Below are 24,864 nucleotides of genomic sequence, written 5' to 3'. Positions count from 1 at the left end.
GCAGGGTGCGCGCTCAGCGGGCTGCCAGTTCTTCAAAGGCCGCCAGTGCGCCGCGCAGCATATCATCAAAGGCCGCTTGCGCCTGCTGCGGGTCGCCAGCTGCCACGCCCAGAGAGAGCCGCTCATGGGTGGCAAAGTTCTCGGCCAGTGCGCCGCGCTCGCTGAGGTGAGCGATGGAACTGCGCAGCTGCTCGGTCAGCGGGGCCTGGATGGCCTGCATCAGCCGGATGATGACCCGGTTCCCAGCCAGCCGCGCCAGGCACAGGTGAAACTGCATATCGGCCTGCACGTAGGCTTCGGGATCGCCGAGCGCCGCCCGGAGGTCTTCGAGCGCGGCGGACAGCTCAGCAGCCCCCTCGGGCGTGATTCGCCGCGCCGCTTCCCGCAGCGTAAAAGCTTCCAGCAACCGGCGGGCCTCGATCAGCTCGGCCAACTCGCTAGCGTCGCCTACCGCACCCAGCCAGCCGTCAAAGGTGGGCTCGCCGCCCCCCACCGAGCGCACCAGCGTTCCGCGTCCTGGCCGGGCTTCCACCAGCCCAGCCGCCGACAGCACACTGAGGGCCTCGCGGACCCCAGCCAGACTGGCCCCGAACTGCTCGGCCAGCTGACGTTGCCCTGGCAGCCGCTCACCGGGCTTGTACGCGCCACTTTGAATCAGAGTCTGCAACTGTGCGGCGATGCTGGCCCCCACTGAAGGCTGGCGCTTGAGCGGCTGAATTTGGGCCTTCATCTTCTGACCGGACACTTTCTGACTGGGCAGCTGCTGACTGGATACCTTCTGACTGGGTGACTTCTGACTTGGGGCGGCGTGCTGGGCTCGGGTGCGGGGCATGATTCTCCAGGTTCTACACGAATGCGGGAAGGATTTGAAACGGCTGCCTGACAGCATAACCGCCTACGCACCGGAAGCCCGGAGTTCTATTGTTCAGAACAGTTGACATTTAGAACACCTTATCTCTAAACTTTCTGGCATCTGACAACAGAAAAGGGCAGCCGCGTCTGGCCTGTGCGGGCCAGCCAACGCTGTATGGAGGGACTTATGGAAACCGCTCAGCTCTGGACCCAGAACTATGCGCCAATCGGAGGGAACCTGTGGCTGTCCACTGCCGCCGCACTGATTCCGGTTGTCTTCTTCTTTGTGGCCCTGGTGGGCCTGCGGCTCAAGGGGTACGTGGCTGGAGCCATCACCGTGCTGCTGGCCTTTTTGGTCGCCGTGTTCGGCTACGGCATGCCCATCGCCAAAGCTGTGATGGCGACCCTGTACGGCTTCGGCTACGGCCTATGGCCCATCAGCTGGATCATCCTGACTGCCGTTTTTCTGTACAAGATTGCCGTCAAGACCGGGCAGTTTGCTGTCATCCGCGAGTCGGTGCTGAGCATCACCCATGACCAGCGGCTGCTGGTGGTCTTGATCGGCTTTTGCTTCGGGGCTTTTTTGGAAGGGGCGGCAGGCTTCGGCGCGCCAGTGGCCATCACGGCGGCGCTACTGGTGGGCCTGGGACTGAATCCGCTGTACGCCGCTGGCCTGTGCCTGATTGCCAATACAGCCCCGGTGGCTTTTGGAGCACTGGGGATTCCCATCACGGTGGCGGGCAACCTGACTGGAATAGACCCGCACATCATCGGGCAGATCGCCGGGCGGCAACTGCCCCTGCTGGCGCTGTTTGTGCCGTTTTTTATGGTGTTCGTGATGGACGGCCTCAAAGGCGTACGCCAGACCTGGCCCGCGCTGCTGGTGGCTGGCTTCAGCTTCGCGCTGACGCAGTTCCTGACTTCCAACTACCTGGGGCCGCAGCTGCCCGACATCACCTCGGCGCTGGTCAGTCTGGTCGCCACCGCCGGATTCCTGAAGTTCTGGCAGCCGAGCGAGGTGCAGCCGGTGCCCGGTGACGTGGCCGCCGCGACTGCTGGCGTAGGCGAAGAAGTGGGCGCACCCCAGGCCCCAGCAGCGAGCGAACCGCTGACCACGGGCCGCGTGATCAAAGCCTGGTCGCCCTTCTTGCTGCTGACCCTGTTCGTGATTGTGTGGACCCTGCCCGCCTTCAAGGCGCTGTTTGATGCCAAGACTGGCGGCGCACTGGCAGGAACCGTGCTGCACTGGGACGTGCCCGGCGTACACAACGAGATTCTGAAGGTAGCGCCTATCGTGGCCGAACCGACCCCCTACGCCGCCACCTACAAGCTGGACCTGATTTCGGCCACCGGCACTTCCATTTTCCTGGCAGCGCTGGCGAGCATGGCGGTGCTGGGCATGGGCGTGAAGCAGGGTGTGCAGACTTTTACCGAAACCGTGCGCGAACTGTTCTTGCCTATCCTGAGCATCATGCTGGTGCTGGGGTTTGCCTATATCGCCAACTACTCGGGGCAGAGCGCCACGCTGGCCCTGGCCCTGGCACAGACCGGGCAGCTGTTCCCCCTGTTCAGTCCAGTGCTGGGCTGGCTGGGCGTGTTCCTGACCGGCTCAGATACCAGCTCCAACGCGCTGTTTTCCAATCTTCAGTACGTGACCGCGCAGCAGATTGGGGTCAACCCGGCCCTGATGGTGGCGGCCAATACCACCGGCGGCGTGACCGGCAAGATGATCAGCCCCCAGAGCATCGCCGTGGCGACGGCTGCCGTGGGCCTGGTCGGCAAGGAAAGCGACCTGTTCCGCTTCACGGTGCGCAAGAGCCTGGGCTTTCTGGCCGTCATTATGCTGATCACTTATCTCCAGGCCTATGTGGTGCCGGGCATGATTCCACTCCCCTAAACGCCTAGAGTGGCCGCACAAGGCCATATCTGAGCGCGTGCCGAATGCGTGCAGCGCGGGAAAACCGGGGCCACTCCAGGCCCCCTGCGCCATTCTCCTCCCGCACCCCACCCAGACGAGAACCCAAAGAACCCACAAGGAGCCACGCCATGAAAGTAGACCTTTACCTGACCTGCGTGAACGACGCCATGTTTCCCCGCACCGGACAGGCCACCGTGCGGCTGCTGGAGCGCCTGGGCTGTGAAGTGCGCTTCAACCCCTGTCAGACCTGCTGCGGGCAGATGCACATGAACACCGGCTACCGCGAGGACGCGCTGGTGCTGGCCCGCAAGTTCGTGCGCGAATACGAACACGCCGAAGCTGTGGTGATGCCCAGCGGGTCATGCGCGGCGATGGTGCGCGAACTGTACCCGCAAGCTGCCCAGTGGGCAGGCGACGACGAGCTGCTGCGCGGCGTGCAGGCCCTCGAAAGCCGGATCTTTGAGCTGAGCGAGTTTCTGGTAGACCGGCTCGGCGTGACCGATGTGGGCGCATACTACCCGCACCGCGTGACTTACCACCCCACCTGCCACGCAGCCCGGATGCTGCATGTGGGGGACCGGCCCCTGCAACTGCTGCGCAACGTGCGCGGCATGACCCTGCTGGAGCTGGAAGGAGCCGAGGAATGCTGCGGCTTTGGCGGAACCTTTGCCGTCAAGAACGCCGATGTGAGCGCGGCCATGCTGGCCGACAAGACCCGCCATATTCAGGACACCGGAGCCGAAGCCTGCACGGCGGGCGACAACTCCTGCTTGCTGCATATCGGCGGTGGGCTGCACCGCCTGCGCTCAGGTGTCCGCACCGTTCACCTGGCCGAGATTCTAGCGAGCACCGAAGAGGAGGTTTTTGCATGAGTGGACTGCACCCCAAAGCGCCCTTTCCCAAAGCCGCCGAAGCTTCGGTAAATCAGCCGCAGCTGCGGGCCAATCTGCGCAAGGTGACCCACACCATCCGCGCCAAGCGGGCCGCCGTGGTGGCCGAGTTGCCCTACTGGGAGCAGCTGCGGCAGCTCGGCGCAGCCACCAAAGATGACAGCCTGGTCAACCTGTCGGACCGGCTGCTGGAACTGGAACGCAATGTGCAGGCACGCGGTGGCCAGGTCCACTGGGCACGCGACGCCGCCGAGGCCCGTGAAATCGTGGCACGCATCGCCCTGGCACACGGCGAGCGCGAGCTGATCAAGGTCAAGAGCATCACCAGCGACGAAATCGAGCTGAATCAGGCGCTGGAGGAGCACGGTATCCATGCCATCGAAACCGACCTGGCCGAGCTGATTGTGCAGCTGTCACACGATACGCCCAGCCACATCCTGGTGCCGGCCATTCACCGCAACCGCGCCGAGATTCAGGCGCTGTTCAATGCGGAGCTGCCCGGCGAGGGTGGGCTGAGCGATAACCCCCAGGACCTGGCCGCCGCCGCCCGCCGCTATCTGCGCCACAAATTCCTGACCACTCGCATGGCCGTGTCGGGGGCCAACTTCGCCGTGGCTGAAACCGGCACCGTGTGCGTGGTGGAATCGGAAGGCAATGGCCGCATGTGCCTGACGCTGCCCGAAGTGCTGGTCAGCATCATGGGGATAGAAAAGGTGCTGGACACCTGGGAAGACATCGCCGTATTCATGGAGACGCTGCCGCGCTCCTCAACAGCTGAGCGGATGAATCCCTACAACTCGTTTTGGAGTGGCGTGACCGAGGGCGACGGCCCGCAGGAATTCCACCTGATTCTGCTGGACAATGGCCGCACCCACGTGCTGGCCGACGAGTTTGGTCGCCAGACCCTGCGCTGCATTCGCTGCTCGGCGTGCCTGAATGTCTGTCCGGTATACGAGCGGGCGGGCGGGCATGCGTACGGCAGTGTCTACCCCGGCCCCATCGGGTCTATCCTGACGCCGCAGCTGCTGGGCATGCACGACAAGAACGCCAACAGCCTGCCGTTTGCGTCCAGCCTGTGCGGCGCTTGCTATGAAGTGTGCCCAGTCGAAATCAATATTCCGCAGGTGCTGATTTATCTGCGTAATGAGGGCAACGCGCACAAGGGCCCGAATGCCGAAAGCCTGGCGATGGGCGCGGCCCGCGTAGCGATGAGCGAAGGCTGGCGCTGGGAAGGCGCGCTGCGGCTGGCCCGCCTGGGCCAGGGCCCGCTGGTCCGGCAGGGCGAAATCAGCTGGCTGCCCGGCATGCTGGCCGGGTGGACCGAGGTACGCGACCTCCCCGCGCTGCCCCGTGAAGGCTTCCGCGAATGGTGGAAGGCGCGTGAAGGGTCTCGCACCGTAGACGCTAACACACAGGCTGGCCCGCCCGACATCGTTCAGGACGCCCAGAACCGCGAAAGCCCGCCTGCAAATGTACAGGAAGGCGGCCACCCCCCAGCCGGGCAACACGGCCAAGAAGGCGAGGACCACGCATGAGCCACCCAAAGTCCGTTCATCCCCACAACGCCGAAGCCAGGCTAGAGATGCTCACGGTCATCAACCGCGCTATTGCTGGAGCCGCGCCGGTAGAAAAACCCGCCTACCCGCGCCCGCAGCCCCTGAGCGCCGCCGAACGTGAAGAGCAGTTCCGTGACCGCATTCTGGACTACCGGGCCCACTACACCCGCGTTCCGCTGGCCGAGCTGCCCCAGGCCATTGCGGCGTCACTGGGCCGCGCTCAGCGGGTGCTGGTGCCCGCTGGCATTCCGGCGGACTGGCTGCCCGCTGGACTGGAGCAGCTGCGCGACGAGCCACCCCTGAGCCACGCCCAGCTGGACCGCGCCGAGGCGGTGGTGACCGGCTGCGCCGTGGCTGTCAGCGAAACCGGCACCATCTGCCTGGACCACGGTGCAGAGCAGGGCCGCCGGGCGCTGAGCCTGATTCCCGACCTGCATGTGTGCGTGGTCCGCGAAAACCAGATTGTGCAGACGGTGCGTGGAGCGGTGGAGCGGCTCGGCCTTGCGGTGCGGGCCGGGCGGCCCCTCACCTGGCTGAGCGGCGGCAGCGCCACCAGCGACATCGAACTGGTCCGGGTCGAAGGCGTTCACGGCCCACGTGCGCTGCATGTGATTGTGATCGCGGAGTAGCGCGGGGCTGCACCTGGCCCGGCAGAACCAACAGCGAGACCTGGACCGCACACCGTAAGCCACGCGGAAGCTGTCCAGGTTGCTTTGCTGGTAGCTGAATCTCTTTTGTAACGTCCACAGAGACAACACTTCACTCCGTCGGCAGCCCGGCGCATGATGACGGCGTGACTTCCACATCTGCTCTCTCGCCCTGGCGGCGGCTGTACGCTGCCTATCCGCCCGCTTTCTGGGTGGTATGGGTCGGCACCCTGATCAACCGCGTGGGGGAGTTCGTGGTGCCGCTGCTGGGCTTTTATCTGAGTGCGGAGCGTGGCCTGAGCCTGGGGCAAGTGGGCTTGATCCTCAGCGCGATGGGCATCGGGCGCTTTGTGTCCGAGCCACTGGGTGGTGCCCTGAGTGACCGCTTCGGCACTGCCGTGACCATGCGGCTTTCGCTGGCAGGCGGCGGGCTAATGCTGTTGCTGCTGGCCCAGGCGCGCACGTTCGCGGAGCTGTTTGGCGGGGTGCTGGCCTTTGCGCTGTTTCAGTCCATGTACAAGCCTGCGGTGAGCAGCGCCGTGGCCGGGCTCACCCAGGGGCCCCAGCGGACCCGCGCCTACAACCTGCTGTACTGGGCCATCAATGTGGGCGCTTCTGTCGCGCCGGTGCTGGGCGGCTGGCTGGCGGGGGTATCGTTTCGGCTGGTGTTCTGGCTGGACGCGGCGGCCATGTTCATCTATGCGTTGCTGCTCACCCTGCGCTTTCCCAACACCCGGCCTGAGCGCCGCCCGCCCGCAGCGGGAGCCGCAGCAAGGGGCCTGGGGCTCCCCCGTGACCGGCTGCTGTGGCAGTTCTGCCTGGCCACGCTGCTGTACTCGCTGACCTATCAGGGCTACAAGCTCCTGGCACTGGTGTTCGCAGAAGCGGGCTACACAGCGGCGCAGTACGGGCAGGTGCTGGCGGTCAACGGTGTCCTGGTGGTCCTGCTGGGCCTGCCGCTGGGTCACCTGATTGCCCGGGACAACCACCCGCGCTGGCAACCTATCGGAGCGGCGCTGCTGGGGCTGGGCTTTTTGGGACATGCCTTTGCGGCTACCCTCTGGGCGCACATGCTGGCAGTGGTGGTCTGGACCGTGGGCGAAATTGTCGCCTACTCGATTTCCAAGACAGTGATCAGCGAACTGGGCCGACCCGAGCAGCGCGGGCGGTATATCGGGCTGGTGGGCAGCATGGCGGGGCTGGCGGGGTTGCTGGCCCCACTGCTGGGCGCGGCGCTGCTGGAACAGGCCGGAGCCGCACCGATGTGGTTTGTCCTGGCGGGCCTGGGCTTTGCTTCGGCGGGGCTGTACATGGTACTGGAAGGCCGCATTCAGACCCGGCGGGCCGAGATGACAGCACTGGAACCCATCTGAAGGACAGGTGCCTTCCCCACTACGCCATCTGGCCCATGTCCTGCCAGGGGCTGGACCGTAGGCTAGGCGTATGACTGCCGAACTCTCCCCCGCTGCTGCGGCCCAGCGTCCCCCACCGGGCGACTCGGCGCGCACCCTGGCCGTGCTGGGCCGCTACCTGGCTCCGCTAAAATGGTGGATGCTGACCCTGGCCGCGCTGCTGCTGGCCTCGACTGCCCTGAACCTGAACCTGCCGCAGCTGCTGGCCCGCTTCGTGGACGGGGCCCGCCTGGGCGCGGACGCCGACCTGGCTGCCCTGACCCGGCTGGCCCTGACCTATATCGCCTTTGCAGTGGCCGTGCAGCTGATGAACGCCGCCGCCACCTACTTGGGGGCGCGGGTCGGTTGGCAGGCCACCAACCAGCTGCGCGCCGACCTCACCGGGCACCTGCTGAGCCTGGACATGGCCGAGCACAAGGAGCGCACCCCCGGCGAGCTGATTGAGCGCATTGACGGCGACGTGACCGCCCTGAGCAACTTTTTCTCGCAGTTTGCGGTGCGGGTGTTTGGGGCGGGGCTGCTGCTGCTGGGCGCCCTGGTCATGTTCTGGCGGGTCAATGTCTGGATCGGGCTGGGCGTGACGCTGTTTGCGGCCCTGACCCTGTGGGCCATGAACCGGGTCCGCAAAATCGGTGTCGAGCCAACCCGGCGCGAGCGCGAGAGCAGCGCGCAGCTCTACGGCTACGTCGAAGAGCGGCTGGCGGGCCTGGACGATGTCCGCGCCCTGGGCGCTGGCGAGCACCACCTGCGCGGCTTCCTGCAAGTGCAGCGCGAGTTCTTCCGCAATTTCCTGGCCTCGTGGAAGGCGCGGGCTACCGTCTGGCAGCTGAGCATGGGCCTCTTTGCCGCTGGTTACGTGGCGATTCTCTCGGCGGCGGTGGGGCTGTACGCGGCAGGCACCATCACGCTGGGCACGGCTTTTTTGCTGTACTCGTACATGAGCATGGTGGAAGAACCGATTGACCAGCTCAGCCAGCAGCTGCAAGACCTGCAAAAAGCAGCAGCCAGCCTCAGCCGCATCGGAGAGCTACTGGCGCTGCGCTCAGAGCTGCCCAGCGGCACGCAGGAACTGAGCGCCGGGGCACCGGAACTGGCCTTTGACCGGGTAAGCTTCCGCTACTCGCCGGACAGCGAGCCAGTCCTCAAAGACGTGTCCTTCAGCCTGCCTGCCGGGCAGATGCTGGGCCTCCTGGGCCGCACCGGCAGCGGCAAAACCACGCTGACCCGGCTGGTCTCACGGCTGTACGACCCCAGTGCAGGAGCCGTGCGACTGGGTGGCGTGCCCACCACCAACCTGTCCCTCACCGGCCTGCGGGCGCGGGTGGCGGTGGTCAGCCAGGACGTGCAGGTCTTCCAGGCCAGCGTACGCGACAACCTGACCTTTTTTGACCCACAGGTGCCGGATGAGCAGGTGGCCGCCGCGCTGCGCGAGGTGGGCCTGGGCGACTGGCTGGACGGGCTGGCAGAGGGCGTGCAGACCCCGCTGCCCACCGGCAGCCTGAGCGCGGGGCAACAGCAGCTGCTCGCCTTTGCCCGCGTGCTGCTGCGTGACCCAGCAGTGGTGATTCTGGACGAACCCAGCAGCCGCCTGGACCCCGCCACCGAGGCCACGCTCACGGCGGCCATGACCCGCTTGCTGCGCGGGCGCACCGCCATCGTGATTGCCCACCGGCTCGAAACAGTGGCCCGCGCCGACCAGATTCTGGTGCTGGGCGCAGGCGAGGTGCTGGAATTCGGCGCACGTGAACAGCTGGCCGCCGACCCGAAGTCGCAGTACGCCGCACTGCTGCGGGCCTCGGCTGGCGCAGACGAGGAAAGCGCCGAAGCCCTGATGGAAGAACTGCTGGTCTGACCCCCAGCAAAGCCCCAGACCCTTAGCCCATCAGCCCCTTAGACGCTTAGACCCTGAGACGCTTAGACCCTCAGACCTTGTAACCCCGGAGGCCCCATCCCATGACCACACATCCCGACCTTCACCGCTACCGGGTGGATGGCCGCCAGACATTCGCGCTGGCGCGGCGCATCATTGCCTACAACCCGGCGCTCTTTGTTCTGAATATGGTGCTGTGGGCCAGCGTCTATCTGCTGCCCGCTGCGATGGCCTGGACCGTCAGCGAACTGTTCCGGCGGCTGGAGCTGGTCACGCCCGGCCCCGGCGCCGAACTGACGCCTGTGTGGCTGATGCTGGGCGTGTTCGCGGCCATCCGCGTGCTGCGCTTCGGCGTGTTTTACGCTGCATTCCTGAAATTCATAGAGCTGATCGGCACCACCGGAGCGCTGCTGCGGCGCAATCTGCTGAACTACCTGCTCACGGCCAGCGGCACCCGCACCCTGCCCGACACCCCCGCCGAGGCGGTCAGCCGCTTCCGCGACGACGTGGAGGACGTGAACCAGTACATCGAAGCCTGGGTCGACGGCTTCGGCATGGCGCTGTTCGTGCTGGTGTCGGTGTGGCTGATGCTGCGGGTAGACCCGCTGCTGACGCTGCTCACGGTGGCTCCCCTGTTCCTGATGATCGTGGTGGTCAGCCGCCTCTCACCGCGCATCCGCACCTACCGCCGCCGCATGCGCGAAGCCACTGCCCGCGTGACCGACTTTATCGGGGAGACGTTCGGCGCGGTGGGGGCCGTCAAGCTGGCGGGCCGCGAGGAGCAGATGGTGGCGCACCTGCGGCGCTTGGGCGAAACCCGCCAGAAAGCCGCCCTGGGCGACGTCCTGCTGACCGAGCTGATCCGGGGTGTGAACACCAATATGGTCTTCCTGGCGACCGGGCTGGTGCTGCTGCTGGGCGCACGGCTGGTGGTGGGCGGGCAGATGGTGGTGGCGGACTTCGTGCTGTTTATCGGGCTGCTGCCCCGGCTGACCGGCACGCTGGGCTTCTTTGGAGACTGGATCGCCACGCACCGGCGCACCGGCGTGGCCTTTGAGCGCATGGGCCGACTGCTGACCGACGCCCCCACTGATGAACCTGCCCGGCACGCCCCGCTGGGCCTGCGCGGTGAGCTGCCCGCCCTGCTGCCCCAGGCAGCGCTGGCCGAGCCACTACGGGAACTGGAAGTGCGCGGCCTGAGCGCCCAATATGGCCATGAGGTGGGAGCCAGCGGCGGCGTTCAGGACGTGAACCTGACCGTGCGCCGGGGCCAATTCGTGGTGGTCACCGGGCGCATCGGCTCCGGCAAGAGCACGCTGGTCCGCGCCCTGCTGGGCCTGCTGCCGCACCAACGCGGCGAGATTCTCTGGAACGGCGAGCGGGTGGTGGACCCGGCCAGCTTTTTTGTGCCGCCGCGTTCCAGCTACACGGCGCAGCTGCCGGGCCTTTTCTCCGACACCCTGCGCGAGAACGTGCTGAGCGGCAGCGGCGAGGAGCGGCTGGACCGCGCCGTGCGGCTGGCCCAGTTGGACACCGACCTGGCGCAGCTCGGCCAGGGGCTGAATACGCCGGTGGGCGCACGCGGCGTGAAGCTGAGCGGCGGACAGGTGCAGCGCACCGCCGTGGCCCGGATGCTGGCCCGCGACGCCGACCTGCTGGTGTTTGACGATGTGTCAAGCGCCCTGGACGCCCGCACCGAAAGTGCCCTGTGGGACGCGCTGAGCCGCGAGCTGGACGCCACCTGCTTGGTGGTGTCGCACCGCCGCGCCGCGCTGAGCCGTGCCGACTGGGTGGTCGTGCTCGGCGGAGGCCGGGTGCTGGACCAGGGGCCATTGCCTGAGCTGCTGGAGCGCAGCGCCGAAATGCGCGCCCTGTGGGCCGAGGAAGCCGACTAAGGCTGCCCGGCCAGCTCTACGCATTCCCTCTACGCAACTTCTGAACATCTCCTGCAAATGCCCTGAACAGCGCTGGCCCACACTGGACCGCAGATGAGGCAGTGGAAAGCCGCACCCAGCCCCACTGCCCCATCTGCCAAAAGGAGATCATCATGAACAAGAACAAGAACCTGACCCTGCTTCCCCTGACCGCTGCCATCCTCTTCGGCTCGGCGCTGGCCGCTGGCACCCAGACCGCTTCTCAGGCCACCACGCTGACCACACCGCAGGCCGCAGCGACGCAGGCTGCCCCGACGAGCCAGACCACGCCCGGCCAGACCGCCACCAACGCGGCCCAGCCTCAAGGCGGACATGACCACCAACGCGGCGCAGGACGCGGTGAGGGCCACGGGCCACGCGGCATGGGCGAACGCGGCGAGCGGCCCCAGCTGACCGAAGCGCAGCGCGCTGAACGGCAAGCCGAGATGAAGACGCAACTGCAAACGCGCATCACCGAGTTGCTGGCCCAGAGCGGCAGCAACGCTCAGGCGGCGCAGTGGCTGAAGCAGGCCCAGACCCTGCTCAGCAGCGCTGACGCCAGCACCCAGCAGAGCGCCCACCGCACCGCCATGAGCCTGGTCCACGCTGCCGAAAGCGCCCTGGGCGTAGAACCCCAGCGCGGACCAGGACGCGGCACACAGACCGCTCCCAACCAGGTCAACCAAGTGACCCCCGCTTCCGGCCAATAAGCCCGTCAGCTCAGCCGTTACCCCCACGGCAGCGCCCGCCCTCATCCGGCGGGCCTTGCCGTGCTGCGCACCAGACCCAGCGCCTGGAGGTCACTCAGCACCTACGGTGAGCGGCGGAGTGGTGTGCATGTCGCTTTGCCCTGCTCGCCTCACACCGCAGCGACGGACGCAGCTCCACGATTTTCTGGACAGCCTCTAGACTGCAGCCCAGAGGTCCAGAACGCCAGGCTGCTTTTGCCGCGCTGAAGGGCCGAACAAAGGAGCGCCCCGCCATGAAAACGCTGCTGCTGATCGAAGACAATCTGGACATCCGCGACCTGCTGCGCGAGTACCTGAGCGAACACGGGTACGCCGTGCGGGTCGCCAGCAACGGGCGGCAGGGGCTGCAAGAAGCCCGCCACGCCGCGCCGGACCTGGTGCTGCTGGACCTGATGATGCCGGAGATGGACGGCCTGGACTTCCTGCGGGCCTTCCGGGCCGACTTCCAGACACCAGTGATTGTGCTGACCGCCCGCGACGCCGAGCTGGACAAGGTGCTGGGCCTGGAGCTGGGGGCGGACGACTACGTGACCAAGCCCTTTTCTATGGCTGAGCTGCTGGCGCGGGTGCGGGCGCAGCTGCGGCGCGGCAGCGCAGAGCCCGCCTCCCAGGTGCAGCGGGCCGGTCCACTCGAACTGGACGCCCAAGCCCGCACGGTGCGCGTGCGCGGTGAGCGGGCCGAGCTGACCCGCACCGAGTTCGACCTCTTGCAGGTGCTGGTCCGCGCCCCAGGGCGGGTGTTCACGCGGCTGGAGCTGCTGGAAGCCGTGCAGGAAGATGCCCTGGGGTCCGAGCGCACCATTGACGTGCATATCCGCAACCTGCGCGCCAAGCTGGAAGAGGAGCCCGCCAGCCCCCAACTGATTCTGACCGTGTTCGGCGTGGGCTACCGCCTTCAGGGGGACTAGATGCGGCCCCTGAGAATCCCGCTCGCCTGGCAACTGGCGCTGGCCTTTTTTGTGGTCAGCACGCTGGCGCTGGGGTCGGTGGGGGTCCTCAGTGCGGCGCTCACCCGTGACCAGTTCCGCACCCTGCTGTCTGACCAGGAGCGCCAGCGCATCGAGACGCAGCTGCACACTCACCTGCAAGCGGGCGGCACACTGGCGACTTTTTCACCCGAGCAGCCAGAACACCTGGGCTCAGGGCCAGCCGGGACCGGGCCGCAGGGAAGCCGCGCAGACCGGCCAGGGCGGCGGACCCTTTTCGTGTTGACCGACCCGCAGTTTCGCCCCGTGGGGCCCGACACCCGGCCACTGACGGGAAGTGAGCGCGCCCAGGCCGTGCCGGTGGAGGTCAGCGGGCAGAAGGTCGGCTACCTGGTGCCGCGTGGCCGTCCCGACATCGAAGGCGCAAATGCGGCTTTTTTGCGGCGGACCACCCAGGCCATCGCCTGGGCCACGGCGGCCAGCGGCCTGCTGGCGGCCCTGCTCGGTGGCTGGCTGGCACGCCGGTTGCTGCGCCCCCTGACCCAGCTGCGCGGCGGGATTGCGGCGCTCAGCCGGGGCGAAGAACCCACGCCACTACCCCCGCGCCCCGTGCAGGACGAACTGAGCGACCTGCTGGGCAGCTTCCGGGCAATGCACGCCGAGGTGGTGCGCACCCAGCAGGCTGGGCGGCAGCTCACCGCCGACATCGCCCACGACCTGAACACCCCCCTGACCGTGATTCGCGGCGGGCTGGAAGCCATGCTCGACGGCACTTTTCAGCCCACCCCGGCCCGCCTCTCCCGCCTGAACGACCAGGCCGGACGCATGGCGCGGCTGGTGGCCGACCTACGGCTCTTGGCCCAGACCGACTCCGGCGAGTTGCCCCTGCACCCCCGCCCAGTCGCGGTGGCCGAACTGCTGACAGAAGCGGCGCAGGCTTTTGCTGGTGTGGCCGCGCAGCGCGGCTCGGCACTGAGGCTGGACGCCCCCGCTGACCTGAGGGTCACGGCGGACCCGGACCGGCTGAGGCAGGTGCTGGACAACCTGATCGGCAACGCGCTGAACCATGCCCCCGGCACCCCAGTCACGCTGCGGGCCAGGGCCGAGGCGGGCGGCGTGACCTTGCAGGTGCAGGACGCTGGACCCGGCGTCGCGCCGCAGGACCTGCCACACCTGTTCGAGCGGCTGTACCGCGCCGACCCTTCACGGCACGCCGCAGGGCTGGGGGCCGGAAGTGGCCTGGGCCTCAGCATCAGCCGGGGGGTGGTGCAGGCACACGGCGGCCACATTCGGGCGCGGAATGTACCGGAAGGAGGCCTGTGCATAGAGCTGTGGCTGCCCGGTGAAGCGGGGCCGGAAGGTGATAAAGGTGCCTCCTAGCTCAGGCGGCAGATCAGCCGCAGCTGCACGGCAGGGTCCCAATCTTCTTCAGGAGCGCCCTGCTTCATCTCCACAATCACGGCGTCCAGCTGATCCTGACCGACCCGCACCGCTAGGCTGTCTCCAGGCTTGGGAAAGCAGCTGAATTCCCGCAGGGTCAGCCGCAGGGTGATGCGCTCAGCGGTCCGCTCCAGCAAATCACCCGAGTAGCGAATACCCATGTGGGTCTGCATTCTCACGGGGGGATAGGCCGAAGCGGTCATGGCAAAAAAATAACAGAAACCTTACAGGCCGGTGAGGGGTGGGGCCGGAGTCCAGACCCGCCCGGCTATCATGAAGACATGACCATGACCGCCGTTAATCCTCACACTGGCGAGAAACTCCGTGACTACCCCACCCTGAGCGCCGAGCAGACCCAGGCCGCTGTGGCCCATGCTCACGGCACGTTTGTCCACTACCGCCGCACCACGTTTGCCGAGCGGGCTGCATGGATGAACCGCGCCGCCGAGCTGCTTGAAGAGCGGGCCGAGAGCCTCGCGCAGCTGGCGACCAACGAGATGGGCAAGACCCTGGAAGCCTCGCGCCAGGAGGTGCTCAAATGTGCCAAGGTCTGCCGCTACTACGCCGAGCACGCCGAACAGTTCCTGACCCCGCAGCCTGCCGAGACAGACGCCGAGCGGGCCGAAGTCCGCTATCTGCCACTGGGCGCAGTGCTGGCGGTCATGCCCTGGAATTTCCCCTTTTGGCAGGTGTTCCGCTTCGCCGCGCCCACGCTGATGGCCGGCAATACGGCGCTGCTCAAGCACGCCAGCAACGTGCCCGGCTGCGCCCTGGCGATTGAGGAGATTTTCCGTGATGCGGGCTTGCCGCAGGGCACTTTTCAGACCCTGATGATCGGCAGCCGGGATGTGGAAGCTGTGCTGCGCGACGAGCGGGTCAAAGCCGTCAGCCTTACAGGTTCTGAAGGAGCCGGGCGGGCGGTGTCGAGCGTGGCGGGCGACGCCCTCAAACCCGCGCTGATGGAGCTGGGCGGCTCGGACCCCTTTATCGTGATGCCCAGCGCTGACCTGGACGCGGCGGTCAGCAGCGCCGTCACCTCACGCACCATCAACAACGGCCAGAGCTGCATCGCAGCCAAGCGCTTTATTGTGCACCGGGACGTGTATGAAGCGTTCCGTGACCGCTTTGTGGCGACCATGCGTGAGCTGAAACTGGGCGACCCGATGGACCCTCTGACCGACCTCGGTCCTCTGGCGACTGCCCAGATTCGTGACGAGCTGCATGAGCAGGTGCAGGACGCGGTCAGCAAAGGGGCTGAGCTGCTGCTGGGCGGCGAGATGCCGCAGGGCAGCGGCTACCATTATCCCGCCACCGTGCTGGGCGGCCTGAACGCCGAAATGGACGTCTGGTGGGAAGAAACCTTCGGGCCAGTCGCCAGCCTTTACGTAGTGGACAACATCGAGCAGGCCATCGCCCTGGCGAACGCCACCCGCTTCGGACTGAGCAGCAGCGCCTGGACGCGGGACGCCGCCGAGCAGGAGCGCTTTATCGAGGAGCTGGAAGCTGGGGCCACTTTTCTCAATTCCATGTCGGTGTCGGACCCACGCCTGCCATTCGGCGGGGTCAAGGCCAGCGGCTTCGGGCGCGAGCTGGGCCGCGAGGGCATTCTGGAATTCGTGAACATCAAGGCCGTGTCGGTGGGCGGCGGGTCACACGCCGGAGCCAAGACAGAATAAACAGGTCCGAGCAGCGGAGGACTGCCGTAAATGCTGCACCCGGTGCTAGCTGGACGGCTGGTCCGCAGGCTTGGTCGGCACCCGCTGGGAGATGTACCACACGCCAGTCACGCCGATCAGCACCCAGGCGACCTGTCCAACCAGCACCGGAATCCGCCCCACGCTGAGGCCCACTGCCAGGGCGATAGACAGATAGGTCAGCCACTTGGCCTGTGCGGTCATGCCCACACCATCGCGGAAATCGCGGACCATCTGCCCCACCAGCGGCAACCCCAGCAGCCAGCGCTCAAAGCTGGGGCTGGAGCGGGCAAACAGCCACGCCGCCGCCACCAGAAACCCGGTGCCCGGCATCAGCGGCAAAATGGCCCCAGCCACACCCAACACAGTAAGCAGCAGCCCAGCCCCGATGGCAAAAGGCCGCACCGGACGCGGAAACAGAAAAGGGTCGTCCGGACTGTCCACATCCTGCACGGGCAGTGGGGCCGTCCCGCGCTGGGGGTCAGGAGCACTCATGGCTCCAGCCTAACGCTTGGCGGCGCTGACATGGCGTCAAAAGCTGCAAAGTGGGCGATTGAGCCAGAGGCGAAGTGGTTCAGCTCCACCTCCATTCCTCGGCATTCCTCGGCATTAAGGAGAAGGCAAACGTTCTGGTCACTACAGCCGTACCGATGGAGCCAGGCAGCTCCAGGGCAGGTCAGTTGCCTTCAGCAACGCGCCAGAGGGTATCGCTGCCGCCGTAGCCGCTTACGCTTTCGGAGGCGACGGCACCCGCAGCTTCCAACTCTTGCAGCGCGGCCTGCACAGTGGCGGTGTCCATGTCCAGTAGGGCCGTCAGTTCGTCGGCAGAGTGGGCTTTGGGAGCTTCACGGGTCAGGAACTCCAGCACTTGCTGGGCAGGAGAAAGGGTCATAGCGCCAGTGTAGGGTGCGGCTGGACCCACATACTGCCACGGGGCATGAATACAAGCTTGATCTGGAGGCCCAGGCTCATGTGCCCCCATCCGCAGCGCTGGTGCAAACAACAAATGAGAACCGCACTGCGGGCGTGCGGCTGTTCCTCAGCTGGGCACGCACTAGAGACAGGCAGGCAGATGAGCTAAAACATGGAGGTTCGCTGAAGGCCGCGTGGGGTGACTCCCGGCCTTTTTTGTGTTGAGGGCGCTGCCTGCGCAGCGTTTGACACTGTTGTCCTTTGTTACACCGGCAGGTCGCGGGCTTTTCGGGGCTCTTCTCACCGTGACCTTGTGCGCCGGCTCCCCGCCAGTGGAGGCCTGGCTTCCCCCCTCCAAGGAGACCCATGACCAATATTCCTTTTACCCAGCGCCCCTGGCTGGACCGCTTCTTCGGCCTGACCGAGCACGGCACCACCGTGCAGCGCGAACTGCGCGCCGGCCTGACCACCTTCCTCACGATGAGCTACATCCTCTTCGTGAACCCGCAGATTCTCTCGGCAGCAATTGACGTACCCAACGCCTTCGTGCAGCTCCTGATGGTCACAGCCATCTCGGCGGCGTTCGGCTCAGCAGTGATGGGTCTGGTGGCCCGCTACCCCTTCGCGCAGGCTCCCGGCATGGGCCTGAACGCCTTTTTTACCTACAGCGTGGTGCTGGGCATGGGCCTGCCCTGGCAGACGGCCCTGGGCGCTGTCTTTATTTCGGGTGTGCTGTTCGTGTTGCTCAGCCTGATGGGGGCACGGCAAGCCATCGTGCAGGCCATCCCGCTGTCGCTCAAATTGGCGATTACCGGCGGCATTGGGGCGTTCCTGGCCTTTATCGGCCTGAAAAATGCAGGCATCGTGGTCGCCAATGACGCCACCCTGGTCGGTCTGGGCCACCTGACTGCCGCGCCGGTGTGGCTGGCCCTGTTCGGTCTGGTGGTATCGGGCGCACTGATGGCCCGCCGGGTCACTGCCGCCGTGCTGTGGGGCATTCTGGCGACGACCCTGCTGGCCATCGTGACCGGAGCGCAGGTGTACGCGGGCGGCGCAGACGGGGCCCTCCAGTCCTTTCCGGGGCTGACCGGCAGCGTGGCGGGCATCATCGGCGCACCAGTCTGGCCGGGCGACCTGATCGGCCAGCTGGATATTGCTGGAGCGCTCAGCCTGGGGGCACTCAGCGTCATCTTTACTTTTTTCTTCGTGGACTTCTTTGACGCCACCGGCACCCTGACCGGGCTGGCACACCGCGCTGGATACATGCGGGAGGGCCAGGAAATGCCGCGTGCCCGCCGCCTGTTTGCCAGCGACGGCCTGGCCGCCATGTTCGGTGCTTTTATGGGCACTTCGACCACCACCGCCTATGTGGAGAGCGCCAGCGGTATCGAAGAGGGCGGGCGCACCGGCCTGACCGCCGTGACCGTGGCCGTGCTGTTTTTGCTGGCCACCTTCCTGTGGCCGCTGGCCGCCGCGATTCCCGGTGCCGCCACCGCCCCGGCCCTGATTCTGGTGGGCGCCATGATGCTGGAGGGCCTAAAGCACATCGACTGGGACGACATCACCGAGGCACTGCCCGCATTCCTGACCCTGCTGTTTATGCCGCTGACCTTTTCTATCGCCAACGGGGTCAGCTTTGGCGTCATCAGCTACTGCGGCCTGAAGCTGCTGAGTGGGCGGGGCCGCGAGGTCAGCCCGATTCTGTACTTCATTGCCGCGCTGCTGGCCCTGCGCTACGTGTTCCTGGGCGAATAACCATCCGCAACCGAGGTCTCCGGCAGCCACCACCCCCTGCTGGAGACCTTGCCTTCTTGCGTTTGGGCTGCCTACGCGGCCCATATAAGCTGGTGGCATGAGCAGCACGAGGACACTTGGTCGGGGCGCGGCGCGGGCTATGACGGCGGCGCTGGTTCTCCTGGGACTGTATCTGGGCTGGCTGCTGCTCTACAGCTACAGCGCCGGCCTTGACCTGCAAAATCCAGCCGAATTGCGCCGCTGGGTACGGGTCTGTGCGCGGGGCCAGGAGGCCGAGTATTGCCGCGCGGCAGACCGGGTGCTGACTGAAGTGGACGGCCCGGCAGTGCTGCTGCTGCCCTATAGCGGCGACCACGCTTCGCTCGCCGCCATGACGGCCCTGTACGGCCACGCCCCCACCCCCGCCGAGGCCGAAGCCGTGGTTCCGCGCCAACCTGTTTGCGGTTCCGCAGCTACACACTGGGCGCGTCCAGGCGCTGGATGGGCAGTGGCATGACGTGGTCTGTCCACTACCTGACCAAAAATCACTCTGCCGGATAGGGCGGCTGCGTGGTGGCCCACAGGACAAGCAGGGCGGGCAAGTCGTGGAAGTCTGGACAGAGATACCCGGCCAGCCCGATTTTCTGCGGCCAGTCGGCTTCGGCGCACCCTGAACTCGGGCCCCCACTTCTGCCCGCCACGTGCGCCCTAGACTGCGGCCATGCACCGATTGGCCGACTGGGTCACCCAAGCTCCGAAACAGGTTCTGATCCTCTGGGCCGTGCTGCTGGCCCTGGCCGCGCCGCTGGCCTGGCAGGCTCCGGGCCGCCTGAGCGCCAGCATCGGGGAGCTGCCCAATGCCGAAAGCACCCAGGTCACCGCCCTCCTGCGCGGTGAATTCGGCGAACAGGCGCTCAATCCGGTGCTGCTGGTCTTCAAACCGGGGCCGCAGGTCAGCACACAGGCCGCTGAGCAGGCCGCCGCCGATTACCGCGCTGGCCTGCTGGACCTGCCGGGCGTGTCGGCGGTGCGGTCCAGCCGTGAGGTAAGCGTCAGCAGCGGAGCCACAGCGCCGGGGGCCGAGCTGCTGGTGGCCCAGATTCCGCTGTACGAAGGCGCGGACACGGCACTGGCCACCATCCGCGAGTACAGCGCCCGCTTCGAGCGGGAGCGGGGCGCACAGGTCGGGGTGACCGGCAGTCAGGCCATTGCCGACGACTTTACCCGCTACGCCGAAACCGACACGAAGCGCAGCGAAATGACTGCCCTGCCCCTGATTGCCGGAGTGCTGCTGCTGGTGTTCGGGGCCCTGGTCGCCAGTGGCCTGCCGATCCTGGTCGGCCTGGTAAGCATCACGGCCAGCATGGCGCTGCTGTACCTGCTGACCGGCGTGATGGAGGTGGCAACCTTTGCGCAGAGCGTGGTGACCATGCTGGGCCTGGGCGCAGGAATTGACTACGCCCTGCTGATGGTCAGCCGTTTCCGAGAGGAGCTGGGGCGCGGGCAAAGCAGCGCGGGCGCGGCGCACACGGCCCTGCTGACGGCGGGACGCTCGGTGGTGTGGAGCGGCACCACGGTCATGATTGCGATGGCAGGCCTGCTGGTGCCGCCCATTACTTTTGTGCAGAGCATCGGCGTGGGCGGCGTGCTCACCGTGCTGATGACGGTCCTGGCCTCGGTCACAGTGCTTCCTGCGCTGCTCACGCTGCTGGGAGAGCGGGTCAACAGCCCGCGCCGCTGGGCACTGCGCCCTGGCCGCCTGGCCGAACCCTCACCCGGCTGGCAGCGCTGGGCCTGGGCGGTGATGCACAGGCCCTGGCGCTGGACCCTGCTCGGGGGAGGGTTTCTGCTGCTGCTGGCCTGGCCCGCTACGCAGATTCAGACCGGCTACGGCGGGGCCTGGGGCCTGTCGCCCGGCATCGAAAGCCGCGACGCCCTGGAAGATGTCCGCGAGCTGGGAGCGGGCGGGCTACTCTCGCAGTTTGAGGTGATTCTGCCGCTGGCCCGCCCCTATGACCCTGCCCAGGACGCCGAATCCTTTCGGCAGACGGTGGAGCGCGTCGCGGGCGTGCCGGGCGTGCAGGCCACCATCAGCCCTTTTCTGAGTGCTGCGGATCTGCAAGCCGCTGCGCAGGCAAATGGGGCGCAGGGCGGCGGGCTGGACGGACTGGGCACGGCCATCGAGCTGAACCGGCGCAGCTTCTCGCAGAGCGGAGAGTTCCTGCGTTTTACCGTGATTCCGGACCGCTACCTCAATGCCAGCGAAATTGACCTGCTGGAGCCGCAGCTGCGCGCGGCACTGACCTCAGGCCCCACACCCAGCCTCGGCAGTCCACCACTGCTGGGCGGTGCCCCAGTAGGCGAGCGCGAATTCAGCCACGCCGTGACCGGCACGCTGCCGAGCGTGATGCTCAGCGTGTTCGCGGCCACGTTCGTGCTGCTGCTGCTGGCCTTCCGCAGTCTGGTGGTGCCGGTCAAAAGCATCGTGCTCAATGGCCTGACGGTGGCCGCCGCGACGTGCGTGGTGGCCGCCGTGCAAAGCGGCCCGCTCGGTCCCGTCCTGGGCTTTCCCCCCGGCAGCGGCGTGATGGACGCCATGCTCCCGCTGCTGCTGTTCACGGTGATGTTCGGCCTCAGCATGGACTACGAGATTTTTCTGATTTCGCGGGTTTACGAGGGCGTGCAAGCTGGCCTGGACAACGACGAAGCGGTAGCTCAGGCGCTGAGCCGCACGGCCCGCATCATCACCTCGGCGGCACTCATCATGCTGATTGTGTTTGCGGCGTTTATCGCAGGCCGGGTGGTACTGACCAAGAGCATCGGCCTGGGCCTGGCGACTGCCGTGCTGCTGGACGCCACGCTGGTCCGGCTGGCGCTGGTGCCCGCCGTGCTGCGGCTGGCCGGGCGCTGGAACTGGTGGCTGCCGCCCTGGCTGGAGCGCTGGCTGCCCCGGCTGGACCTGCGACACTGAGCGTACGGTGCTGGCTCCAGCGTCAGCGCACGGGCACCCGCCCCGCGGCCAGCAGCAGCGGCACGCTGAACGTGGCCGGTCCCTGGGCAAAAAAGGGAGCCAGCTCAGCCAGATGCTCGTCCCGCAAGCGGGCCACCTCCTGCGGCGGCAACTCCCGCAGAGGCAAGCCTTCCAGCCCCTGTTCGATATGGTGCCAGCGCTCCTGGGCCGAGGCGAGGGACAGGGGCAGGCCTTGAGCCTCCAGGCGCAGCTGGGCAAAGCCCGCTTGCGTCAGCACTTCTTCCGCCGCCGCCAGGGTGCCGAGGCGGGCAGCGGGAGGCACTGGCGGCCTCAGACCCAGCTCAGCCAAGCGGGCCGCCCACAGGCCCGGCAGCGGAGCCATCAGCGGCCCGGCAAACGAACTGAAAGCCACCTGCCCCCCAGGCCGCAGCACCCGCCGCCACTCGCGTAGGGCCGCCCCCATATCCGGCAGGAAAAACAGCCCCGCCGCGCACAACACCCCGTCCTGGCTGGCGTCCGGCACCGGCAGCTGCGCGCCGTCGGCCTGAACGTAGCGCAGCCCCGGCGGCGTGGGCTGCTGTTGGGCGGCGGCCAGCATCGCTGCACTCAGGTCCGTCGCCAGCACGGCACCGCCCGGCCCCACTGCTCCGGCCAGGGCGCGGGCTGCTTCGCCGGTGCCGGTGGCCACATCCACCCAGTGTTCGCCGGAGCGCGGCCCTGCCCAGCGCACCACCTCGCGGGCACTGAGCGCCAGGAAGCTCAGCGAGCCATAGCCCGGCGCGATGGCGTCACAGTCGGCCAGCGTGGCACGCGGCACCCACAGCTCCCTAGTTCTGGGGCCGCAGTGCCAGCAGCTCGGCGGGCAGCTCGTCCAGGTAGATGTCCGCCCAGGTTTTGCCGTCAAACGTCACCTGCGACTCGAACAGCAATTCATTGGGGTGCTCAGCGTCCTCAATGGCGTCCAGCGGCACGTCCAGCTTCAGGCCCTGCGGGACGGGGAAGTCGGCAGCGGGCACCTCGGCCAGGAAAGGTGCGGTGTCCTCGTAGGCTTCGACCAGGGCGGCGCGGGCAAATTCGGCCCAGCGTGCAGGCTCGCCTGCGCCGGTTTGGTCCAGCAGGTCGCGGCGCAGGCGGTCTGCGTGCTCGGCGGCCACTTCGCTCTCGTCCCAAGTCACACGTCCGTCGGCCATCACGGTGACCTCTACCGTACCTAGGTCCAGAATCTGGTTGAAGAATTCGCTCAGCTCCGACTCGGTGGGCTCGGCGCTGGGGTCCACGTAGGAATACCAGACGGTGCCGTCAGGACTGAACTCGGTGCTGCCCTGCCCCACCAGAATCACCAGCTCGCCCCACTCGCCTACCGGCGTCGTCAGCGGCGTGTTGAGGGGAGCGCGTTCCCGCAGTTCAAAGGTCAGGCGGCGCGCTGCGGGCGCTCCCTGCGGCAGTTCACGGCCCGCTTCGTCGGCCCACTCGGTACGCTCGATCATTTGCTGGTGCGCGGCGGCCCAGGCGTCTTCGCCCTGACCGTGCAGGGTCTGCGCCAGCACCTCCAGCGCGCCCAGCAGCTCGGCGGGCGGCTCGGGGTCCACCGTCACCAGACCCTCACGGTGGTGCGTCACCTGATAGGTGGCTTGCAGCGCCCCACGCTCACGGGCAATCGGATGCTGCATGAGGAATTTCAGAGCACGCTCGCCCATAGCCGCGCTGGGCAGCGGTTCCCAGCGGCCCTGTGCGAACGCCACTTGCTGCTCACGCAGGTGCAGCGCCATGTGGTCGCCTTCCTCGCCTTCGCCTGTGCTGGCGCTGCCCAGCAGAAAAAAGCGGCTGGCGGCGTCATCGTCGCGGTCCTTCAGCGAGCGGGGGTCAAAGCCGGTCAGCAGCTCACCACTCAGGCGCAGACGTTCGGGCACGCGGATGGCTTCCACATCGTCCACGCTGTTCAGGTAGTCGGTGGGCCGGCCTGCTGCCACCCAGCGGGTGCGGTAATCAGCTGCCCACCCGGCAGGGCCAGGCAAGCTTTCTTTCAGGCTGCTTTCGAGCACACGGGCCAGGTCGCCCTGCGGCACACGCAGCCAGTCGAACTGCCAGCCGTCACTCTGCGGCTGAGCAATCACTTCAAAAGGATGGGTCTGAGGCATCAGACCAAGTTGTTTGCGGCGTTTGGCTTCTCCCATATTCCTTAGGGTAGCGCGCCAGCCAGCTCCACCGGTCCTGGAACAGAGCAGATGTCCTGAAGGGCCATGAATTAAGGTCGCTGCCTCAGAAAGTGTCCAAGACGCACTTTGGGTCAAAAAGGCAGCGGTGTGTAAGAGGCCAGTGAGGAGCGGAGCGGATTCTAAAGAGGTATTTAGGCATGTTCCATGCCCGATGAGACAAGTCCCACACCGTCCTATCTCTTCACCCACATTCCTCTGGAGGAACGTTCCATGGCAAAGATCCTAATCGTTGACGACTCACCCGCCGATATCCGCTTCATGACCGAAGTGCTGCGTGGCATGGGCCATACGGTGGCCAGCACCAGCGACCCGGCCAACACTGAGCAGATGATTGCCAGCGAAAGCCCAGAGCTGGTCCTGCTGGACGTGGTCATGCCTGAGCGCAACGGCTACGAGGTGCTGCGCGGCATCAAGCGCGAGTTCCCTGCGCCCAGCTTCAAAGTGATTTTCGTGTCGTCCAAGGGCAGCGAAACCGACATCAAGTGGGGCCTGCGTCAGGGTGCCGCCGACTACATCATCAAGCCTTACACCCCAGCCGACGTGCAGGGTGTACTGAGCCGGCACCTTTGAGCTTTCAGGGAGAGTGAGATATGGCTGAGCGACTGCTGCTGTTTCGCTACAAAGACGAGGTGCTGGGCTTGCCCGCCCACCTCAGCCGCGAAGTGATTGAACTGGGCCAGGTGGCCCCCTTGCCTGGTGGCCGGGGAGGACTGGCAGGCCTGGTGGTCGCCAGTGGTCAGGCCCGCCCGCTACTGGACCTTTACCACCTTGCTGGACTGCCCCGCCACAGCGCTCCGCTGGGCTTGGTCGCTCAGATGGGCGAAGAGCTGCTGGTGTTCCCCATGGATGAAGTGGTGGGCAACCTCACCGCCGAAGAGCCACTGACCACCGCCGACATGATCTCTATGCCCCAAGACACCGGGGATTACCGGCTGGAGTTCAGAGTCCGGGTCATCAACCCAGGGGTACTGAGCAGCACCTTGCAGGCCCGCTTGACTCCCGTTTGATGCTTTCACATCTACTCACCCACTCCCGCTCTTGGTTCTGAGGAGACTCCATGACTTCCACTGCGCCCACCGTTCCGACTGCCCCTGCCACTGGAGTGCTCCCCTAAAACTGGACAAATCTAAATAGAGGGTCTGGCCGAGTCACCGCCTGCCGTGT

At 66.6% G+C, this 24,864-nt stretch carries 22 protein-coding genes; 16 read left to right on the top strand and 6 right to left on the bottom strand.

The genetic code is table 11. The features are described 5' to 3' along the window. Nucleotides 1-13: 13 nt before the first annotated feature. Nucleotides 14-832, bottom strand: coding sequence for a FadR/GntR family transcriptional regulator (locus IE158_RS01045; RefSeq protein WP_189641818.1), 819 nt, complete (start codon nucleotides 830-832; stop codon nucleotides 14-16). Between the two features lie 207 nt (nucleotides 833-1,039). Here IE158_RS01045 and IE158_RS01040 point away from each other — a divergent pair, with 207 nt between their 5' ends. From IE158_RS01040 to IE158_RS00995, 10 genes are all read left to right on the top strand, one after another. Next, a complete protein-coding gene (locus IE158_RS01040) occupies nucleotides 1,040-2,749 on the top strand; it encodes a lactate permease LctP family transporter (protein WP_189641817.1) in 1,710 nt (569 codons plus the stop codon). A 149-nt stretch (nucleotides 2,750-2,898) separates the two neighbouring features. After that, nucleotides 2,899-3,642 carry a (Fe-S)-binding protein gene (locus IE158_RS01035; RefSeq protein WP_189641816.1) on the top strand — a complete coding sequence of 248 codons (744 nt, stop codon included), beginning with the start codon at nucleotides 2,899-2,901 and terminating at the stop codon, nucleotides 3,640-3,642. Next, the gene (locus tag IE158_RS01030; protein WP_189641815.1) at nucleotides 3,639-5,195 is read left to right on the top strand and encodes a lactate utilization protein B; all 1,557 of its coding nucleotides are present in this window, start codon (nucleotides 3,639-3,641) and stop codon (nucleotides 5,193-5,195) included. The genes IE158_RS01035 and IE158_RS01030 overlap by 4 nt, the downstream gene beginning before the upstream one ends. Further along, nucleotides 5,192-5,845 (top strand): LutC/YkgG family protein, encoded by a 654-nt coding sequence (locus IE158_RS01025; protein WP_189641814.1) that lies wholly within the window; start codon nucleotides 5,192-5,194, stop codon nucleotides 5,843-5,845. Before IE158_RS01030 ends, IE158_RS01025 begins: the two co-directional genes overlap by 4 nt. Nucleotides 5,846-6,009: 164 nt before the next feature. After that, the gene (locus IE158_RS01020; protein ID WP_189641813.1) at nucleotides 6,010-7,236 is read left to right on the top strand and encodes an MFS transporter; all 1,227 of its coding nucleotides are present in this window, start codon (nucleotides 6,010-6,012) and stop codon (nucleotides 7,234-7,236) included. A gap of 70 nt (nucleotides 7,237-7,306) precedes the next feature. Continuing rightward, on the top strand, nucleotides 7,307-9,127 hold the full coding sequence (locus IE158_RS01015; RefSeq protein WP_189641812.1) for an ABC transporter ATP-binding protein: 1,821 nt from the start codon (nucleotides 7,307-7,309) through the stop codon (nucleotides 9,125-9,127). 101 nt (nucleotides 9,128-9,228) lie between these two features. Further along, the gene (locus IE158_RS01010) at nucleotides 9,229-11,040 is read left to right on the top strand and encodes an ABC transporter ATP-binding protein (protein ID WP_189641811.1); all 1,812 of its coding nucleotides are present in this window, start codon (nucleotides 9,229-9,231) and stop codon (nucleotides 11,038-11,040) included. Nucleotides 11,041-11,192: 152 nt separating this feature from the next. Continuing rightward, nucleotides 11,193-11,768 carry a hypothetical protein gene (locus IE158_RS01005; protein WP_189641810.1) on the top strand — a complete coding sequence of 192 codons (576 nt, stop codon included), beginning with the start codon at nucleotides 11,193-11,195 and terminating at the stop codon, nucleotides 11,766-11,768. 272 nt (nucleotides 11,769-12,040) lie between these two features. Beyond that, the gene (locus tag IE158_RS01000) at nucleotides 12,041-12,715 is read left to right on the top strand and encodes a response regulator transcription factor (protein ID WP_189641809.1); all 675 of its coding nucleotides are present in this window, start codon (nucleotides 12,041-12,043) and stop codon (nucleotides 12,713-12,715) included. Then, nucleotides 12,716-14,113 (top strand): sensor histidine kinase, encoded by a 1,398-nt coding sequence (locus tag IE158_RS00995; RefSeq protein WP_189641808.1) that lies wholly within the window; start codon nucleotides 12,716-12,718, stop codon nucleotides 14,111-14,113. Here IE158_RS00995 and IE158_RS00990 read toward each other — a convergent pair. After that, complete coding sequence (locus IE158_RS00990; protein WP_229838814.1) at nucleotides 14,110-14,376, bottom strand: hypothetical protein; 267 nt, start codon at nucleotides 14,374-14,376, stop codon at nucleotides 14,110-14,112. The genes IE158_RS00995 and IE158_RS00990 overlap by 4 nt on opposite strands. A 78-nt stretch (nucleotides 14,377-14,454) precedes the next feature. On the opposite strand from IE158_RS00990, the gene IE158_RS00985 reads away from it, so the two are divergent. Continuing rightward, nucleotides 14,455-15,849 (top strand): NAD-dependent succinate-semialdehyde dehydrogenase, encoded by a 1,395-nt coding sequence (locus tag IE158_RS00985; RefSeq protein WP_189641807.1) that lies wholly within the window; start codon nucleotides 14,455-14,457, stop codon nucleotides 15,847-15,849. A gap of 45 nt (nucleotides 15,850-15,894) precedes the next feature. On the opposite strand, the gene IE158_RS00980 is transcribed toward IE158_RS00985, so the two are convergent. Beyond that, complete coding sequence (locus IE158_RS00980; RefSeq protein ID WP_189641806.1) at nucleotides 15,895-16,362, bottom strand: YbaN family protein; 468 nt, start codon at nucleotides 16,360-16,362, stop codon at nucleotides 15,895-15,897. Between the two features lie 181 nt (nucleotides 16,363-16,543). Next, complete coding sequence (locus IE158_RS00975; RefSeq protein ID WP_189641805.1) at nucleotides 16,544-16,759, bottom strand: DprA-like winged helix domain-containing protein; 216 nt, start codon at nucleotides 16,757-16,759, stop codon at nucleotides 16,544-16,546. Nucleotides 16,760-17,145: 386 nt separating this feature from the next. Between IE158_RS00975 and IE158_RS00970 the strand changes: the two genes are divergently transcribed. From IE158_RS00970 to IE158_RS00960, 3 genes are all read left to right on the top strand, one after another. Then, nucleotides 17,146-18,534, top strand: coding sequence for an NCS2 family permease (locus IE158_RS00970; protein WP_189641804.1), 1,389 nt, complete (start codon nucleotides 17,146-17,148; stop codon nucleotides 18,532-18,534). A gap of 97 nt (nucleotides 18,535-18,631) precedes the next feature. Next, the gene (locus IE158_RS00965; RefSeq protein ID WP_189641803.1) at nucleotides 18,632-19,030 is read left to right on the top strand and encodes a hypothetical protein; all 399 of its coding nucleotides are present in this window, start codon (nucleotides 18,632-18,634) and stop codon (nucleotides 19,028-19,030) included. Nucleotides 19,031-19,234: 204 nt separating this feature from the next. After that, nucleotides 19,235-21,484, top strand: coding sequence for an MMPL family transporter (locus IE158_RS00960; protein WP_189641802.1), 2,250 nt, complete (start codon nucleotides 19,235-19,237; stop codon nucleotides 21,482-21,484). Between the two features lie 22 nt (nucleotides 21,485-21,506). On the opposite strand, the gene IE158_RS00955 is transcribed toward IE158_RS00960, so the two are convergent. Continuing rightward, on the bottom strand, nucleotides 21,507-22,301 hold the full coding sequence (locus IE158_RS00955; RefSeq protein WP_189641801.1) for a class I SAM-dependent methyltransferase: 795 nt from the start codon (nucleotides 22,299-22,301) through the stop codon (nucleotides 21,507-21,509). Nucleotides 22,302-22,311: 10 nt separating this feature from the next. Further along, nucleotides 22,312-23,658, bottom strand: coding sequence for a hypothetical protein (locus IE158_RS00950; RefSeq protein ID WP_189641800.1), 1,347 nt, complete (start codon nucleotides 23,656-23,658; stop codon nucleotides 22,312-22,314). A gap of 252 nt (nucleotides 23,659-23,910) precedes the next feature. Between IE158_RS00950 and IE158_RS00945 the strand changes: the two genes are divergently transcribed. Together IE158_RS00945 and IE158_RS00940 are read left to right on the top strand one after the other, a co-directional pair. After that, the gene (locus IE158_RS00945; RefSeq protein ID WP_189641799.1) at nucleotides 23,911-24,270 is read left to right on the top strand and encodes a response regulator; all 360 of its coding nucleotides are present in this window, start codon (nucleotides 23,911-23,913) and stop codon (nucleotides 24,268-24,270) included. Between the two features lie 20 nt (nucleotides 24,271-24,290). Further along, complete coding sequence (locus tag IE158_RS00940; protein WP_189641798.1) at nucleotides 24,291-24,707, top strand: chemotaxis protein CheW; 417 nt, start codon at nucleotides 24,291-24,293, stop codon at nucleotides 24,705-24,707. Nucleotides 24,708-24,864 lie beyond the last annotated feature (157 nt).

The sequence above is a fragment of the Deinococcus piscis genome, from assembly GCF_014653275.1.
Taxonomy (GTDB): domain Bacteria; phylum Deinococcota; class Deinococci; order Deinococcales; family Deinococcaceae; genus Deinococcus; species Deinococcus piscis.
The sequence above is the reverse complement of the archived record's forward strand: the minus strand, read 5'-3'. Positions and strand labels throughout refer to the sequence as shown.

Excerpts from the sequence above, each read along its gene's own strand:
- IE158_RS01045 (WP_189641818.1), bottom strand. The coding sequence starts at position 832 with ATGCCCCGCACCCGAGCCCAGCACGCCGCCCCAAGTCAGAAGTCACCC.
- IE158_RS01040 (WP_189641817.1), top strand. The coding sequence starts at position 1,040 with ATGGAAACCGCTCAGCTCTGGACCCAGAACTATGCGCCAATCGGAGGG.
- IE158_RS00965 (WP_189641803.1), top strand. The coding sequence starts at position 18,632 with ATGAGCAGCACGAGGACACTTGGTCGGGGCGCGGCGCGGGCTATGACG.
- IE158_RS00975 (WP_189641805.1), bottom strand. The coding sequence starts at position 16,759 with ATGACCCTTTCTCCTGCCCAGCAAGTGCTGGAGTTCCTGACCCGTGAA.
- IE158_RS00950 (WP_189641800.1), bottom strand. The coding sequence starts at position 23,658 with ATGGGAGAAGCCAAACGCCGCAAACAACTTGGTCTGATGCCTCAGACC.
- IE158_RS01000 (WP_189641809.1), top strand. The coding sequence starts at position 12,041 with ATGAAAACGCTGCTGCTGATCGAAGACAATCTGGACATCCGCGACCTG.
- IE158_RS00970 (WP_189641804.1), top strand. The coding sequence starts at position 17,146 with ATGACCAATATTCCTTTTACCCAGCGCCCCTGGCTGGACCGCTTCTTC.
- IE158_RS00960 (WP_189641802.1), top strand. The coding sequence starts at position 19,235 with ATGCACCGATTGGCCGACTGGGTCACCCAAGCTCCGAAACAGGTTCTG.
- IE158_RS00985 (WP_189641807.1), top strand. The coding sequence starts at position 14,455 with ATGACCATGACCGCCGTTAATCCTCACACTGGCGAGAAACTCCGTGAC.
- IE158_RS00995 (WP_189641808.1), top strand. The coding sequence starts at position 12,716 with ATGCGGCCCCTGAGAATCCCGCTCGCCTGGCAACTGGCGCTGGCCTTT.
- IE158_RS01010 (WP_189641811.1), top strand. The coding sequence starts at position 9,229 with ATGACCACACATCCCGACCTTCACCGCTACCGGGTGGATGGCCGCCAG.
- IE158_RS00980 (WP_189641806.1), bottom strand. The coding sequence starts at position 16,362 with ATGAGTGCTCCTGACCCCCAGCGCGGGACGGCCCCACTGCCCGTGCAG.
- IE158_RS01005 (WP_189641810.1), top strand. The coding sequence starts at position 11,193 with ATGAACAAGAACAAGAACCTGACCCTGCTTCCCCTGACCGCTGCCATC.
- IE158_RS00990 (WP_229838814.1), bottom strand. The coding sequence starts at position 14,376 with ATGACCGCTTCGGCCTATCCCCCCGTGAGAATGCAGACCCACATGGGT.
- IE158_RS00940 (WP_189641798.1), top strand. The coding sequence starts at position 24,291 with ATGGCTGAGCGACTGCTGCTGTTTCGCTACAAAGACGAGGTGCTGGGC.
- IE158_RS01030 (WP_189641815.1), top strand. The coding sequence starts at position 3,639 with ATGAGTGGACTGCACCCCAAAGCGCCCTTTCCCAAAGCCGCCGAAGCT.
- IE158_RS01015 (WP_189641812.1), top strand. The coding sequence starts at position 7,307 with ATGACTGCCGAACTCTCCCCCGCTGCTGCGGCCCAGCGTCCCCCACCG.
- IE158_RS00945 (WP_189641799.1), top strand. The coding sequence starts at position 23,911 with ATGGCAAAGATCCTAATCGTTGACGACTCACCCGCCGATATCCGCTTC.
- IE158_RS01035 (WP_189641816.1), top strand. The coding sequence starts at position 2,899 with ATGAAAGTAGACCTTTACCTGACCTGCGTGAACGACGCCATGTTTCCC.
- IE158_RS01025 (WP_189641814.1), top strand. The coding sequence starts at position 5,192 with ATGAGCCACCCAAAGTCCGTTCATCCCCACAACGCCGAAGCCAGGCTA.